Below are 15,712 nucleotides of genomic sequence, written 5' to 3'. Positions count from 1 at the left end.
TACAATAAAAAACAGTTGCAAAAAGTAAAACGCTTATAACGGATGTATAAAATCCTACTATAAGCGTTTTTTTATTCTCTAAAAAACGGTGCTAATCAAAATAAACGATGTTTTTCAGTGCCCTCTTAATTAGCTCGGTTTTTTTGTTTTATTTTTTCTTTGAATTTACAAATTCCATTTTGGTGGCATCATAAATCAATTTATTTTCTTGTGTTTTATTCTTTTGAGTAATAGTTCCATCTGCATTTAGAGTAAACTCAAAACCTTCTCTTCTCATTCGCTCTTGTGTTTCTGAGGCAGTTTTAAGCTTGTCAAGAAAGACTTTTTCAACAATATGATTTGTTAATTGGGTATTATAAAAAACTTGTTTCTTAGAAGTTATTTCATAAACATTAGAATAAACAGTTGTAATATCTTCAGTTTTTAAATCGGTTTTATTTAACGTTTTTTCAGTCCATGATAATAGATATAATTTTACTCCACTAGCAGTAAATGATTTCAACTTTACATCAGTTGGAGCGAATTTTGCATCGGCAGCTTTTACAACAATAGCTTCTTTACCATCAATAGTCAATTGAAAATTACCAGCTTTAACTTCGGCTACCAAGTTATCAACTTTGGCTAAAACTCCTTTTGAAGTTGTAACCGCTTTTTTAACTGTTGATTTTTTCTTTTGAGAATAACTTGTAATGCTACAAAGAGCAATTAATGTAAATAAAACAAATTTTTTCATAATAATGTCTTGGTTTAATAGGATAGCAATATACAAAAATATTTATTTAGTATATGTTAAATAAAAAAAACCGCCTTGCTATGGGAACAAGACGGTTTCAACCAATAAAAACTTAAAAACTATTCTTTTGTTGATTTAACAGCTAAGTTATAAATTACTAAACCAAAACCAATTTTGTTAATAGCATCAGCAATGTTGTAAGCAACGTCAACATTACCTTTTCCTAACAATCCTGTGTACCAACCATCAGTTCCTAACATGTATCCTAATGGATAAATTGCCCAACCAACAAGTACAAACCAACATAGGATTTTGTGCGAAGCAAGAACTTCTCCTCCAGCTGCAGCAGCTAATTTAGACGCTTCTCCTAACCAAATTTCGTAAACAATAGCGAAATAAGCTATTCCAGAAACTAATCCCCAAATCCAAGCATTACCTGGATCTACAGCTTCACCAAAGTATCCTGTAACTAACATCACTAACGAATAAATAATCATTTTCCATAATAATGATTGTTTAGCGCCAGCAATTTTCAGAATTAAATAAAACTCTAAACACATCAATGGAACGGTTAAAACCCAATCCACATAACGGAAAAAAGTTGGTGATTCTCCAAAACTTGCCCAATAATCTCTCATGTAGAAATAATGAACCGCTGCAATAAAGGTAATTAACCCTGAAACCAAAACTGAAACACGCCACTTCTTATCAAACTGACTTAATGATAAAAAGAAAAAAGCTGATGCTGCCATCATAGCCATGCATCCAATAAAAAATGTGAATCCAACATAGTCAGTTGGCAACATTTTAGAAACCAATGAAATTGATAATAAATTTGACATAGTATAAAAATTTAAGTTATTTGTTTAATCAAATTTAAAAAACAATAAACAAAATAAATAAAAGTGTTTAACAATTTTTACATATCTTTAAACAAAATTAAATGAAAATATTATGTCACATTCCAACAAGATAGCCATATTAATTAGTTTTTTTGCCTTGTGGATTAATATGTTTTTTTCTCACAAGTATCAACAAGTTATTGGATTTGTAGTAATATTCTTATTTGGAATCCTACACGGAGCCAATGATTTAGCTTTATATCAAAAAATAAATGAGGAAAAAAATACTATTTCTCTAAAAAAAATCATTCTCTATTATATTGGTGTTGTAATTTTAGGAGCATTACTTTTTTATAGTCTTCCAATTATGGCTTTAGTATTGTTTATACTTTTCAGCGGATATCACTTTGGAGAGCAACATTGGAATAAACTTAAAGATAAAGGAAACAACATAATACTAACAATCTTTCAAACCATATATGGATTGTTTATTCTCTTTTTGTTGTTTCAATTTCATGAGTTGGAAGTCAAACAAATTATTTTTCAAATCTCTAAGACTTCAATCGAATTGTTAGATTTCAAAATGATAACATTAGTAATAGGAATACTTTTGATAATTTCTGGTTTTTTACTTAACAGAAAAACTACTAAATTAAAATCAGAAGTAATTATAAATATCTTTTACCTATTAGTATTTGCAATTGTATTTAAAACAGCTGATTTAATTTGGGCCTTTGCCATCTATTTTGTGGTATGGCATAGTTTTCCTTCTATCAAAGAACAAATTCAATTTTTATATGGAAGTTATAGTTTTAAAAACTTCAAACGTTATTTTAAATCTGCATTCATCTATTGGATAATTTCACTCTTTGGAATTGCCATTTTATATTTTCTTTTTAAGGATAAAGAAATTTTTAATGCTTTGTTCTTCTCTTTTCTAGCTGCAATAACTTTTCCGCATACGATTGTAATAATCAAGATGCAAAATAAAGCATAAAAAAAACCGAGCTATTGCTAACTCGGTTTTTAAATCTATAATAAAATTTATTATTTTACTTCTTCAAAATCAACATCTTGAGTTTGATCTCCACTTGCATCAGCTTGTGGTTGAGCTTCTTGAGCTTGACCTTGGTCTCCTTGAGCGTACATTGCTTCTGTAGCAACTTTCCAAGCAGCGTTAACATTGTCAAGACCTTTTTGAATTGCTTCTAAATCTTGATTTTGGTGTGCCATTCTCAATTCAGTTAAAGCAGATTCGATGCCAACTTTATGATCATCAGTTAATTTATCACCAAGTTCTTTCAATTGACTTTCTGTTTGGAAAATCATACTGTCAGCTTCGTTCAATTTTTCTGCTTTCTCTTTAGCAACTCTATCGCTTTCAGCATTCATTTCAGCATCTTTTTTCATTCTTTCGATTTCTTCTGCTGTTAAACCAGATGAAGCTTCGATACGAATGTCGTGAGATTTTCCTGTTCCTTTATCTGTTGCAGAAACTTTGATGATACCATTAGCATCAATATCAAAAGTAACTTCAATTTGAGGAACACCTCTTGGTGCTGGTGGAATTCCGTCTAAGTGGAAACGACCGATTGTTTTATTATCAGCAGCCATGGTTCTTTCACCTTGAATAACGTGAATTTCAACACTTGGTTGATTGTCAGCAGCTGTTGAGAATACTTGCGATTTTTTTGTTGGAATTGTAGTGTTAGACTCAATTAATTTAGTCATTACATTACCCATAGTTTCAATTCCTAATGATAAAGGTGTAACGTCTAATAACAATACATCTTTTACATCACCTGTTAAAACTCCACCTTGAATTGCAGCTCCAATCGCTACAACTTCATCAGGATTTACTCCTTTTGATGCTTTTTTACCAAAGAATTTTTCAACTTGTTCTTGAATAACTGGGATTCTTGTAGAACCACCAACCAAGATAACTTCGTCAATATCTGAAACAGATAAACCTGCATCTTTTAATGCTTTAGCAACTGGTTCCATTGAACGTTTTACTAAAGTTTCTGACAATTGCTCAAATTTAGCACGAGTTAAAGTTTTAACTAAGTGTTTTGGTCCTGAAGCCGTTGCAGTAACGTATGGTAAGTTAATTTCTGTTTGAGTTGAAGATGACAATTCAATTTTAGCTTTTTCAGCAGCTTCTTTCAAACGTTGCAATGCCATTGGATCTTTACGTAAATCAACACCTTCTTCAGTATTAAAATCGTTTGCCATCCAATCGATGATTACTTGGTCAAAATCATCTCCACCTAAGTGAGTATCTCCATTTGTAGATAATACTTCAAAAACTCCGTCTCCTAATTCAAGAACTGAGATGTCAAAAGTACCTCCACCTAAATCGTAAACTGCAATTTTTTGGTCAATTCCTTTTTTGTCTAATCCATAAGCTAATGCCGCAGCAGTTGGCTCATTGATGATACGCATTACTTTTAAACCTGCAATTTCACCAGCTTCTTTTGTAGCTTGACGTTGTGCATCGTTAAAGTATGCCGGAACAGTGATAACTGCTTCTGTAACTGTTTGACCTAAATAGTCTTCAGCTGTTTTTTTCATTTTTTGAAGAGTCATTGCTGACAATTCTTGTGGTGTATAAAGTCTTCCGTCAATATCAACACGTGGTGTGTCGTTATCTCCTTTAACCACTTTATAAGCTACAGTCGATGCTTCTTTAGCACTTTCTGAGTATTTATTACCCATAAAACGTTTAATTGACGCTATGGTCTTAGTAGGATTTGTTACCGCCTGTCTTTTTGCAGGGTCACCTACTTTAATTTCGCCACCTTCTACAAATGCAATTACAGATGGTGTAGTTCTCTTTCCTTCTGCATTAGCAATTACAACTGGTTCTCCACCTTCCATAACTGACACGCAAGAATTGGTTGTACCTAAATCGATACCAATAATTTTTCCCATTTTCTTAATTTTCTATTTAATGTTTTTATTTAGTTTTTCAACTTGTTTGTGATATGACAATGATTGTGCCAAGTGGAATTTGAGAATAAATTGTCAGTTTTGAGAAGATTTTATATGACAAGATGGCATTTATTTTTTAAATTATACCGACTCTTTTTGTCTTAAAGTCAATATTTGTTTGATATTAAAAACAACTATCGACAACGCTATCAATGAATAAGAAATAATCTGTGCAACAGAAACCGATTCTTTAAAATAGTAAATTGCAAGAAAAAAATGAATTAACGGATTGGTATACATTAATATCCCAACGGTTGAGGAATTCAATCCTTTAAGAGCATATAAATTCAAAAACAACGGAATAATCGTAAACAAAACTACAATCACTAAAAGCAAGGAATAAAATAAAGGTTCTGTTGGAACTTTTCCTCCATAATTAGGATAAAATGGTAGTAAAATAACGGTTGCAAATACCATTTGAATCGTCAAGATTAAAAATTTATCAAAGTCATTATTTCTTCTTTGGGAAATAAGATATAATCCAAAAGAAAAGGCAATCACTACACTGTAAATCAAATCTTTTAAATTTCCATATGATAATATAATACAACTAATTACACACAATAAAACCGCAAACCATTGCCAATAATTGATTTTTTCTTTCAAAATTATGAAAGCCAAAACAGTGGTAATAATTGGACAAATTATGTAGGCAAACGAAGCTGATTGCAAACTAACATGATTGACAGCATAAATGAACAAAAACCAATTCAATACTAACAAAAATCCTCCTAAAAGTGTCATTATAATTGTAGTTCTTCGCTTTTTATTTGAAAAATTTTTAAACGTTTCTAACGAAGTAACTAAAACCGATTTTCTGAAAATAAAATTAAGAGCTAATAAACAAGCAGTTGCAATAAAGACGCGAAAAAATAAAATATCCAACGAAGCATAATTATGCAATGGTTTTAGCACCAAACTAAAAAATCCCCAAATAATAAAAGCAGATAAGGCAGAAAGGAAATATTTGTTGATGGGCATCTTAATTTTTTTTGCAAAAGAAATAAAAATGTGAATACAAAATTCCTAATTATATGTTATTAAATTAGATTTCTTCATTTCAAAACACATTTGAGTAATAAAGTATCAAAAACTACTATTCAAATTCTAGGATTTTTGTCAAATTATCATTTTAAACCTTATATTTGCTTTACTAATTAGTACAGTTTATGGAAGAATGCATTTCGGTTTTTGATATGTTAAAGATTGGTGTTGGACCATCAAGTTCTCATACACTTGGACCTTGGCGTGCCGCAGAACGATTTTTGGCTGAATTAAATCAAGAAAAATTACTAAACACTACAACTCGGGTTAAAGTAGATTTATTTGGTTCACTATCATTAACTGGTGTTGGTCACGCTACTGATTTGGCAGTAATGTTAGGCTTGAGCGGACAAGACCCAGAATATATTCCGGTTGAAAATATTGACAAAATTATAAAATCAATTAAATCAACACATCAACTCAACTTAGGAAATCAGCTTTTAATTTCTTTTGATGTTGAAAAAGATATTGTTTTCAATAAAAATTTTTTGCCATTTCATGCTAACGGAATGACTTTTACAGCATTTACTTCTAACAAAGAATATACTTCTACCTTCTACTCTATTGGTGGCGGATTTGTAGTGAAAGAAGAACGTATCAATGCTAAGAAAAAATTAGAAATTAAATGTGCTTTTCCTTATCCAGTTCAAAATGCACAAGAGTTATTGGATTATTGCACTACACAAAATAGAAAAATATCAGAAGTTGTTTACGACAATGAAAAATCGATGCGTTCGGAAGAAGAAATTGATAAAGAGTTAATGCGTATATGGAATACAATGTTAGAATGCATGTACATTGGTTGTCATTCTGAAGGCATACTTCCTGGTGGATTGAATGTTCGTAGAAGAGCATTTGATATGCATCAAGGTTTGATTGGTTTATCCAACTATAACTCGCCTCAAGAATGGCTGGAATGTATAAGAAAAACAGAAGTTAAATTTCGTCAAATTCTAAAATGGGTTTCGTGTTTTGCATTAGCAGTCAATGAAGTAAACGCAGCTTTAGGAAGAGTTGTAACAGCACCAACCAATGGAAGTGCTGGAGTTATTCCTGCAGTATTAATGTATTATCTAGTTATAGAAAATCACGAAGCTGGCGAAAAAGAAATAAAGCAATTCTTAATGGTTGCTGGAGAAATTGGAAGTATTTTCAAAAAAGGTTCAACTATATCAGCAGCAATGGGTGGATGTCAAGCAGAAATTGGAGTTTCTAGCGCTATGGCAGCAGCAGCGTTGTGTGAAGTTATGGGTGGAACTCCAGACCAAGTGCAAATGGCAGCCGAAATCGCAATGGAACATCATTTAGGTTTAACTTGTGATCCTATTGGTGGTTTGGTTCAAATTCCATGTATAGAAAGAAACACAATGGGTGCAATTAAAGCAATAAATGCAGCTGAATTAGCCATGGAAACTGATGCAAAAAATGCTAAAGTTCCTTTAGATAAAGTTATTAATACTATGTGGCAAACCGCTAAAGATATGAATTCAAAATATAAAGAAACTTCAGAAGGTGGCTTGGCAGTTGCAGTAAATGTTGCGGATTGTTAAAACTAAAAAAGGAGACAATTTTAAAAAATCATCTCCTTTTTACTTTATTGAAATACAAATTATCTAATGTATACTTCAATATTACCATTGGCATCTTTTAATTTTAGTTCACTCAACGTAAGATTTACTATGTCTTGAGTAGTAGTTACTCCATCAATAACTTTAGTCAAATTGTTATTTGATCGCGAATAAATACCTAAATCTGTGAATAATGCACAAGGATCAATTGTGGAGTCATAGTTGCCTTCTTCAACGGTATTGTCCGATTTTAATTGCATAAAATCTTTTTCGCAACCCGCTTGATTTTGAGGTGCAGAAATCAATGTTTCCACTCCAGCTACTGTTGTTCCTACTTGATTAATCTTCCATTTTCCTGTTAAAGGTGCTAATGTTTCTCCCTCATTATCATCATCACTACATGAAATTGTGAAGAAACCAAAAACAGCAACCATCATCACCAATACTAAACTTCTACTTTTTACACTAACTTTTCTCATAACATTTTATATTATTTGTTAATGACAAAGTTAGTTGTGCAATGAACAAAGTATATTACACAATAATATATATTAGTTGCATATTTACAACTCTACTAATTTTCTTGAAGTTTTATCAAACAATCTCCAAACTATTTTTCTTTCAATTTTTCAAGTTCAAATTTCAATAATTCGATTTCTGAATTTAATTTATCAAATTCTTTTTGATTGGTTTTTCCTGCTTCAATAGTTTGATAAATTCTAATTTTTGAATCTTTTAAATCATATTTTGAAAGTTGTTTTTGAATTGAGTTTTGAAGCGAGTCATCATATCTTTCAACAATTACATCAACTTCAATTAATTTAGTTTTATTATCTATTTTGGTTTGAACCACATGATATTTAGAATCAATTACGTTAGTTACAAATTGGTTTGCTTTAGATGTAAAAATATTTGCTACAGCAAAATTATAGGCTAAATACATTGCAGGAATTATTGCAAGAAATATCAAAACTCCAAACCAACTATTTACATGCTTTACATTTTCTTTGGAATGAGGACTGAATTTTAAGTACTTAACAATAATATAACTTCCAACACAGATAAAAAGAGCATTAATGAAGTAAGTATAAAGTCCGCCAACAAAGTATTCCCATTGCAAAGTTGCCAATCCGAAACTTGCTGTACATAATGGTGGAATACATGAAGTTGCCACTGCTACTCCAATTAAAACTTGTGTTCCATTATGACGCGAAATAGCTATAAATCCTGCCATTCCGCCAAGAAATGCTAATAAAACATCAAATATAGTTGGATGCGAAAAGGATAATAATTCATCGGTAGCAATGGCATAAGGCGTTATTAAATAGTAAATTGTTGCCACTAAAAGGCTTATCAAAACAATTCGTAGTGCATTTTGGATACTAACTTTCAACAAATCTAAATCAGAAACTCCAAGTGAAAATCCAATTCCGAAAATTGGTCCCATAAGTGGCGAAATGATCATTGCACCAATAACAGCTGCTTTCGAATTAATGTTCAAGCCAATGCATGAAATGAATATCGCAAAAGCAAGAAGCCATAGGTTTTTTCCTTTAAAAACAACTCCTTCTCTTACTTCTCTGTCGGTTTCTAGTTCATCTTCCTGACTTCCTTTTAAGTCAAAAAGTGAACGGAAATAGCGCTTTATAATTTGAATTCTTGTACTCATTTAAAATCGTAGAATGAAACGCTAATTTAGAATTAAAACTCAAAACTCAAACTAGTTGTCAAAAAGAAATTGGAATTAACTAAATCAGGACCTTTGGCAAATACTTCTTTCTTACTATCAAAGTATCGAGCTTCTGTTCTTAATTTTACTTTTGAATTGGGCAAATAATCGAAATTTAACGAAAATCCAAGTGTTTTAAATTTGTCATTTGTGGCAATAATCACATTCTTTTCATCTTGATAATATTCGGTTCTAAAAGCCGTTTGCCATTTTGGATTTATTGAATATTGAGCAATAAAAACAGGGCTTAACCAGCTTTCATGAATGTTATTTTTTGATGAAGTATCCTGCAAGCCATAATCAAAACCTACAATAGTTCGCCATTTGTCATTCCATTTCTTATCGAAATATAAATTACTGAAATAACGCATTGAATAATCAATTCCGTTGAATTCTTTTCCTGCAAAAGTGCTCCAATTTAAAGTAGAATTTGCTGATGACTTATATACAATTTGAGTTCCAAAAGATGGCGCAACATCTTTTTGAGGTTTGTTGATTCGTTGCCAACCATTTGTCAATAAAGCAGCAAAATTCCATTTATCTGATGGCTTGTAATTGTATTTCACTCCTGTCATAAAATAAGGCGAATTTTCAGCTAATATAGAACGAGTTAAGGTTAAATTAGCTGCTGTTGTTGAAGATTCAAATCCTAAATAACTTGGTAAAATTCCAACTTCTACGGATTGTTTTTTTGATTTATCAAGATACAAACCAACATATGCTTCGTTTAAATATTTTATCTTTTCATTAGCATAATTATCATCAACATAAGTTCCTGATTGTAATGATAATACAGCATAAGCATTTTCATATTCCACTTTTGCGCGTAGTAATCCAATATTGATGTTAAACTCATTATGACGATTGTAATTGTACATAAATGGCAATTTTGAATCGGTTAATGATTGATTAAAATCATAGGAATAATATGTTTCTACAAATCCTGAAAAGGTGGTTTTAAGTTCGCTTTTTTCTTGAGAAAATATTTGACTAAAAATAAATAGTGATAAAATTGTGAGTGTTTTTTTCATAATTATTTTCTTCTTGTATCAATGCAGTAGATGATTCTCCAAATACCATTCTCCTTAAAAAGTGTAAAAGCATTTACGCCAGAATGACTTAATTTTCCATTGATGTAGAATTCATAAGGTGTCCAAGCATGAGCCATAGTTCCGTCTACTTGAATGGAATAACTTAAAATTTTTTCTTCAAATTTAAAATCACTCGGAATAGTTGCAATGGAATTATAAAACTCTTTAGCCGATTCATCAGATAATTTGGCTCCTTTTGCATTTTCCATAATCGATTGAAGAATGATTTTATCTGAACAAACTGATTTCATTTTAACAGTATCTTTAGCATGAAAACCTTCAAAAAAAGTTTCAATAACTTTTTGAACTTCTTGATTTTGAGCTTGAATAGAACTTGCAAAAATCATCATTAAGAGAAATATTGTTTTTTTCATTTTAGAACAAATTTATAATTACATCAATATTAGTATATTTTTAGTTGTATTTATTACAAAACTAATCGATTTTATTACTTTTACACTTTTAAATCATTAATAGTCATCCTAAGCGCAGTCGAAGGATTAAAATCTAACATTCATGTCAGTAGCCAAAAAAGATTACAAACGAATTACAACCAAATCATTAATTGAAATGAAAGCCAATGGCGAAAAAATTTCAATGTTAACCGCCTATGATTTTACCATGGCAAAAATCGTTGATACTGCTGGTGTTGACGTAATTTTGGTTGGAGATTCTGCAAGTAATGTTATGGCCGGACACGAAACTACTTTACCAATAACATTAGACCAAATGATTTATCATGCTTCTGGTGTTGTTCGTGCTATTGAAAGAGCTTTAGTTGTAGTAGATTTACCTTTTGGAAGTTATCAATCTGATCCAAAAGAAGCATTGCGTTCGTCTATTAGAATCATGAAAGAATCTGGTGGACATGCAGTAAAATTGGAAGGTGGAAGTGAAATCAAACAATCTATAAAAAGAATCTTAGCTGCTGGAATTCCAGTTATGGGACATTTAGGTTTAACACCACAATCAATCTACAAATTCGGAACTTATACCGTTCGTGCTAAAGAAGATGCTGAGGCAGAGAAATTGATTGAAGATGCCAAATTATTAGAAAAACTAGGATGTTTTGCTTTAGTTTTAGAAAAAATTCCTGCCGCTTTAGCTGAAAAAGTTGCTAAAAGTATTTCGATTCCTGTTATCGGAATTGGTGCTGGTGGTGGCGTTGATGGACAAGTACTTGTAATTCATGACATGCTTGGAATGAACAACGAATTCAGTCCAAGATTCTTACGCCGTTATTTAGATTTATACGATCAAATGACGAAAGCCATTGGAAATTATGTTGCCGATGTAAAAAGTCAAGATTTTCCTAATGCGAATGAACAATATTAAGTATAGATTATTAGATTATCGGATTATTAGATTATTAGATTGTTAGACTATTTGATTTATGCATAGATTTAAGGATTTGGAAATTTGGAAATTGAGCAGACAATTGTGTTCTCAAATTTATTTAACAACATCTAATTTTCCTGATAACGAAAAATTTGGATTAACAAATCAACTACGACGAGCATCTGTTTCTGTACCATCAAATATTGCAGAAGGTTGTTCTAGAAGTAGTGATAAAGATTTTTCTAGATTTCTTGAAATTGCAATTGGTTCATTATATGAAATTGAAACTCAATTATTAATTGCTTTTGATTTAGGATATATAAATCAAACAAAATTAGATGAGCTACTTTTTAATTTAGATATAATCATTAAAATGACTTCTAAATTTCGTAGTACATTAAAAATCTAAGATTCCAAAAATCTAATAATCCAAATATCTATTTTGAAAATCGTTTCCAACAAATCCAACCTACAAATTCTTCACGAAGACAATCATATTATTGTGATTAATAAACGTGTTGGAGATATCGTGCAAGGTGATAAAACTGGTGATAAACCGCTTTCTGAAATTGTTAAAGAATTTATTAAAGATAAATACAACAAACCTGGTGAAGTTTTTCTAGGTGTTGTCCATCGATTGGATAGGCCTACAACTGGAATTGTAGTTTTTGCTAAAACTAGCAAAGCATTAGAACGTTTGAATAAAATGTTTAGTGAACGTGAAACCAATAAAACCTATTGGGCAGTTGTAAAAAACAAACCACCAAAAAACGAAGATAATCTGATTCATTTTCTGAAAAGAAATGAAAAAAACAATACTTCTAAAGCACATTTAAAAGAAGTTCCTGAAAGCAAAAAAGCTTCTTTAGATTATAAAATCATCAAAGAATTAAATAACTATTTTGCTTTAGAAATCAACCTTCATACAGGAAGACATCATCAAATTCGCGCACAATTACAAGCCATTGGTTGTCCGATAAAAGGTGACTTAAAATATGGTTTTGACCGCAGTAATCCTGATGGTGGTATTCATCTTCATGCTCGAAAATTGGCTTTTACTCATCCGGTTTCAAAAGAACAAATTGAAATAATTGCTCCTACTCCATCGGATGCCATTTGGAATTCGATTTAAAAAGATTAACTTTACTCCACAATCGCATAGGGTTTTATGCGTTTTAATTGTTATTAACCCAAATTTACAATTATAATCTATGAAAAAATTAATCTTATTATCCTCATTTTTAATGTCGGTAACGGCATTCTCACAAGACCATTTTGCGGGTTTAACCAATTCTAGTAGAGTAGGAATTTTGACAACTTCAATAAATCCTGCCGAATTAGCTAATATGTCTAATAAATTTGAAATTAATGTTGTCGGATTTAGTTTTAATGTAGCAAACAACAAAATAGGATTTAGTGATTTAACATCTGATAAAGACATAGAAACATTGCTATTTAAAGGAAATGAACCTGTTAATCTTAGAGTTGACGCAGAAGCCTACGGATTAGGATTTGCTATAAAACACAAAAGTTGGGCATTAGCAATTACTTCTAAAATAAACGGCAAACTTGATGCGGTAGATATTGATACAAAACTTGGAGACGCATTGGTCAATTCAGGTTTAAATAGTGTTTTAGGCTCTAGTTCAATTAATAATAATTACAACCAAAGACTTACCGGAACAACTTGGGGTGAAGTTGGTTTTACTTTGTCTAAAAATCTTTTAGATAAAGAAAAATATAAAGTTAATGTTGGTGCTACTTTCAAATTGTTATTTCCAGGTTCTTATTCTAATTTGGGTTTAGATAAATTTAATGGAACAATTAATAATGTTGGCTCTCAAGTATATTTAAACAATACAACTGCCAATTTAAATATTGCTTACTCCGGAGCATTAGCCAATAGTTTTTCAAATTTTGAGGATTATTCAAAATCGGTTTTTGGAGGATTAAACGGTTTTTCAGGTGATATCGGAATTAACTTCCAATGGAAAGATGAGCCGGAAACCAATCCAAAGAAAAATCAAAATAAATACAAATTTAATGCTGGTTTAGCACTTAGAAATATGGGGTCTATGACCTTTAGTGATGATAATAATTACAATACCAATTACACTTTAAACATACAACCTACAATTGCAAATCCACAAGGTTTAAACCTAAATCAATTTGAAAACATCGATAATCTTCAACAGATTGAAACCATATTAATCAGTCAAGGTTATTTAACAAAGCAACCCGAAAAGAAAGACTTTAAAGTAAAACTTCCTTCTATTTTCTCAGCTTATGTAGATGTAAAAATAATCTCGAGACTCTTTGTTTCTGGTTATATTCAGCAAAAAGTGAATGATGATAATAATAACGATCAAATTACTGCTCAAAATAGTTTCACTATTACTCCAAGACTAAATTTAGGCTTTTTTGAAGTTTACTCTCCTTGGACCAGTAGTGAAATATCTGGATTTAATGGAGGAATTGGTTTTAGAGTTGGAGGATTTTATTTAGGCTCTGGTTCTATAATTACAGCAGCAATTAATGATAGTAAACAAGCTGATATCTATGGTGGCTTTAGATTAGCATTTTTATAATATCATGGAATATAAAACAAGCATCAGTTACCGAAAAGAAAAGCTGAAACAACTTCTACAGGTTGTAATAAATCACGAAAAAGAGATTATTTCAGCACTATATAATGACTTTAAAAAACCAGAATTTGAAGCCGTTGTAACTGAGACCAGTTATGTAATTTCCGATTTAAAAGACACCATTAAAAACATCAATAGTTGGGCGAAACCTAAATGGGTTTTGCCTTCTCTATTAAATTTTCCTTCATCAGATTATATTTTACATGAACCTTATGGAAAAGTACTAATAATTTCGCCTTGGAATTATCCTTATCAGCTGGCTCTTTGTCCTTTAATTGCTGCTGTTGCTGCAGGAAATCAAGTTGTCATTAAGCCATCAGAGTTAACTCCGAATACATCAAAAATTATTGCAAAAATAATTTTAGAAGTTTTTGATAAAGAACATGTTACAGTTATTGAAGGTGGAATCGAGGTTTCTGAAAAGCTACTATCACAACGTTGGGATTATATTTTCTTTACCGGAAGTGTGGCTGTTGGAAAAATTGTTGCTAAAGCTGCTGCCGAATTTTTAACACCAGTTACTCTTGAACTTGGCGGAAAAAATCCATGCATTATCGATAAAAACTGTAATATCAAATTGACAGCTAAAAGAATTGTTTGGGGAAAATTTATTAATGCTGGTCAAACCTGCATTGCGCCAGATTATCTATTAGTCAACGAAGAAATCAAACAAAAACTAATCGATTCTTTAAAAGAAGAAATTATTCTTGCTTATGGCGAAAATCCAGAAGAATCAAAAGATTTTGCTAGAATTGTAAATACTAAAAATTGGAAGCGATTATCCTCCTTTTTAGAAAATGAAACCATTTTGTATGGAGGAAAAAACAATGAATCTGACAACTACATTGCTCCTACTTTATTAGAGGATTCAAAACTTGATAGTTTGGTAATGCAAGAAGAAATTTTTGGACCCATTTTACCAATAATAAGCTACAAAGAGGAATCTGAAATTGAAAATATAATTTCTAAATATGAAAAACCTCTGTCCCTTTATGTTTTTTCAAATAACACAAAATGGGCAAAAGGAATTATAAAAAAATATTCTTTTGGTGGTGGTTGCATTAATGACACTGTTGTACATTTTTCTAACAAACGCTTGCCTTTTGGAGGTGTCGGTTACAGCGGAATTGGTGCCTACCATGGAAGATTAAGTTTTGAAACTTTCTCTCATAAAAAAGCTATTGTAAATAAAAAAACCTGGCTTGATTTACCTATGCGCTATGCTCCATACAAAGAAAAACTAAAAACTCTTAAAAAATTATTGAATTGGTTGTAAACAATTTAAAAGATTAATTTATTTTTTATATATTGCTAAGAAATTTATAATTATAGTTGAATGATTATAAACACTACTCTATTTAATTCTTTTCAAAATGGTTGCACGGAAAATTTATTTGGTTTTCTCCAACCTTTTATTGCTTTTAAGACTATTCCATTACTATTTTTTTTTAAAGAATGGTTTATTCTAATTTCCTTAGTTATTATTATAATATATATCCTTTTTGTTTTTTTTATAAATAAAAAGAAAAAAGATAGCTTTATTAAAAACTTTTCTAGTTATGTTGCAAAAGAAGAACAATACAATATGTATCTACTCTTCCTAGGAATTTCAGTTATCTCAGTCGAAATAATTTTAGAAATATTTAAAATTAGAAATTCAAGCCAACTTATATTGAAAACAATAATTGGATTGTTTTTAATTTCTATTTACCTTTTAAATGCTAAAAC

The 15,712-nt window shown here is 30.7% G+C and carries 15 protein-coding genes; 7 read left to right on the top strand and 8 right to left on the bottom strand.

Annotated features, from left to right (window positions below; all coding sequences use genetic code 11):
* Window positions 1-148: 148 nt before the first annotated feature.
* Both ACIQ06_RS15310 and ACIQ06_RS15305 read right to left on the bottom strand, forming a co-directional pair.
* Entirely contained in the window at window positions 149-733 is a 585-nt protein-coding gene (locus tag ACIQ06_RS15310) for a hypothetical protein (RefSeq protein WP_396147791.1), read from the bottom strand.
* A gap of 119 nt (window positions 734-852) precedes the next feature.
* Window positions 853-1,575 carry a bacteriorhodopsin-like gene (locus tag ACIQ06_RS15305; protein WP_298305247.1) on the bottom strand — a complete coding sequence of 241 codons (723 nt, stop codon included), beginning with the start codon at window positions 1,573-1,575 and terminating at the stop codon, window positions 853-855.
* Between the two features lie 112 nt (window positions 1,576-1,687).
* On the opposite strand from ACIQ06_RS15305, the gene ACIQ06_RS15300 reads away from it, so the two are divergent.
* Window positions 1,688-2,572, top strand: a complete 885-nt coding sequence (locus tag ACIQ06_RS15300; RefSeq protein WP_396147790.1) for a Brp/Blh family beta-carotene 15,15'-dioxygenase — start codon at window positions 1,688-1,690, stop codon at window positions 2,570-2,572.
* 50 nt (window positions 2,573-2,622) lie between these two features.
* Here ACIQ06_RS15300 and dnaK read toward each other — a convergent pair whose 3' ends face one another.
* On the bottom strand, window positions 2,623-4,509 hold the full coding sequence (dnaK, locus tag ACIQ06_RS15295) for a molecular chaperone DnaK (protein ID WP_345091029.1): 1,887 nt from the start codon (window positions 4,507-4,509) through the stop codon (window positions 2,623-2,625).
* Window positions 4,510-4,650: 141 nt separating this feature from the next.
* Window positions 4,651-5,550: an EamA family transporter gene (locus tag ACIQ06_RS15290; RefSeq protein WP_396147789.1), complete on the bottom strand. Its 900-nt coding sequence runs from the start codon at window positions 5,548-5,550 to the stop codon at window positions 4,651-4,653.
* A gap of 188 nt (window positions 5,551-5,738) precedes the next feature.
* On the opposite strand from ACIQ06_RS15290, the gene ACIQ06_RS15285 reads away from it, so the two are divergent.
* A complete protein-coding gene (locus ACIQ06_RS15285; protein WP_396147788.1) occupies window positions 5,739-7,163 on the top strand; it encodes an L-serine ammonia-lyase in 1,425 nt (474 codons plus the stop codon).
* Window positions 7,164-7,222: 59 nt separating this feature from the next.
* On the opposite strand, the gene ACIQ06_RS15280 is transcribed toward ACIQ06_RS15285, so the two are convergent.
* From ACIQ06_RS15280 to ACIQ06_RS15265, 4 genes are all read right to left on the bottom strand, one after another.
* A complete protein-coding gene (locus ACIQ06_RS15280; protein ID WP_396147787.1) occupies window positions 7,223-7,660 on the bottom strand; it encodes a lipocalin family protein in 438 nt (145 codons plus the stop codon).
* Window positions 7,661-7,791: 131 nt separating this feature from the next.
* The gene (locus ACIQ06_RS15275) at window positions 7,792-8,850 is read right to left on the bottom strand and encodes a DUF389 domain-containing protein (protein WP_396147786.1); all 1,059 of its coding nucleotides are present in this window, start codon (window positions 8,848-8,850) and stop codon (window positions 7,792-7,794) included.
* A 32-nt stretch (window positions 8,851-8,882) separates the two neighbouring features.
* Complete coding sequence (locus tag ACIQ06_RS15270) at window positions 8,883-9,941, bottom strand: porin (RefSeq protein WP_396147785.1); 1,059 nt, start codon at window positions 9,939-9,941, stop codon at window positions 8,883-8,885.
* Window positions 9,942-9,943: 2 nt separating this feature from the next.
* On the bottom strand, window positions 9,944-10,375 hold the full coding sequence (locus ACIQ06_RS15265) for a nuclear transport factor 2 family protein (protein WP_396147784.1): 432 nt from the start codon (window positions 10,373-10,375) through the stop codon (window positions 9,944-9,946).
* Between the two features lie 142 nt (window positions 10,376-10,517).
* Here ACIQ06_RS15265 and panB point away from each other — a divergent pair, with 142 nt between their 5' ends.
* The 5 genes from panB to ACIQ06_RS15240 all read left to right on the top strand — a co-directional run bounded on the left by panB (window position 10,518) and on the right by ACIQ06_RS15240 (window position 15,260).
* The gene (gene panB / locus ACIQ06_RS15260; RefSeq protein WP_396147783.1) at window positions 10,518-11,336 is read left to right on the top strand and encodes a 3-methyl-2-oxobutanoate hydroxymethyltransferase; all 819 of its coding nucleotides are present in this window, start codon (window positions 10,518-10,520) and stop codon (window positions 11,334-11,336) included.
* A gap of 58 nt (window positions 11,337-11,394) precedes the next feature.
* Window positions 11,395-11,748 (top strand): four helix bundle protein, encoded by a 354-nt coding sequence (locus ACIQ06_RS15255; RefSeq protein ID WP_396147782.1) that lies wholly within the window; start codon window positions 11,395-11,397, stop codon window positions 11,746-11,748.
* Window positions 11,749-11,781: 33 nt separating this feature from the next.
* Window positions 11,782-12,471 (top strand): RluA family pseudouridine synthase, encoded by a 690-nt coding sequence (locus ACIQ06_RS15250; RefSeq protein ID WP_396147781.1) that lies wholly within the window; start codon window positions 11,782-11,784, stop codon window positions 12,469-12,471.
* Between the two features lie 79 nt (window positions 12,472-12,550).
* Window positions 12,551-13,927, top strand: coding sequence for a hypothetical protein (locus ACIQ06_RS15245; RefSeq protein ID WP_396147780.1), 1,377 nt, complete (start codon window positions 12,551-12,553; stop codon window positions 13,925-13,927).
* A gap of 4 nt (window positions 13,928-13,931) precedes the next feature.
* On the top strand, window positions 13,932-15,260 hold the full coding sequence (locus ACIQ06_RS15240) for an aldehyde dehydrogenase (RefSeq protein WP_396147779.1): 1,329 nt from the start codon (window positions 13,932-13,934) through the stop codon (window positions 15,258-15,260).
* Window positions 15,261-15,712: the final 452 nt, after the last annotated feature.

The organism is Flavobacterium sp., from assembly GCF_044341265.1.
In the GTDB taxonomy this organism is placed as follows: Bacteria; Bacteroidota; Bacteroidia; order Flavobacteriales; family Flavobacteriaceae; genus Flavobacterium.
This window is presented reverse-complemented; position numbering and strand designations above follow the sequence as displayed.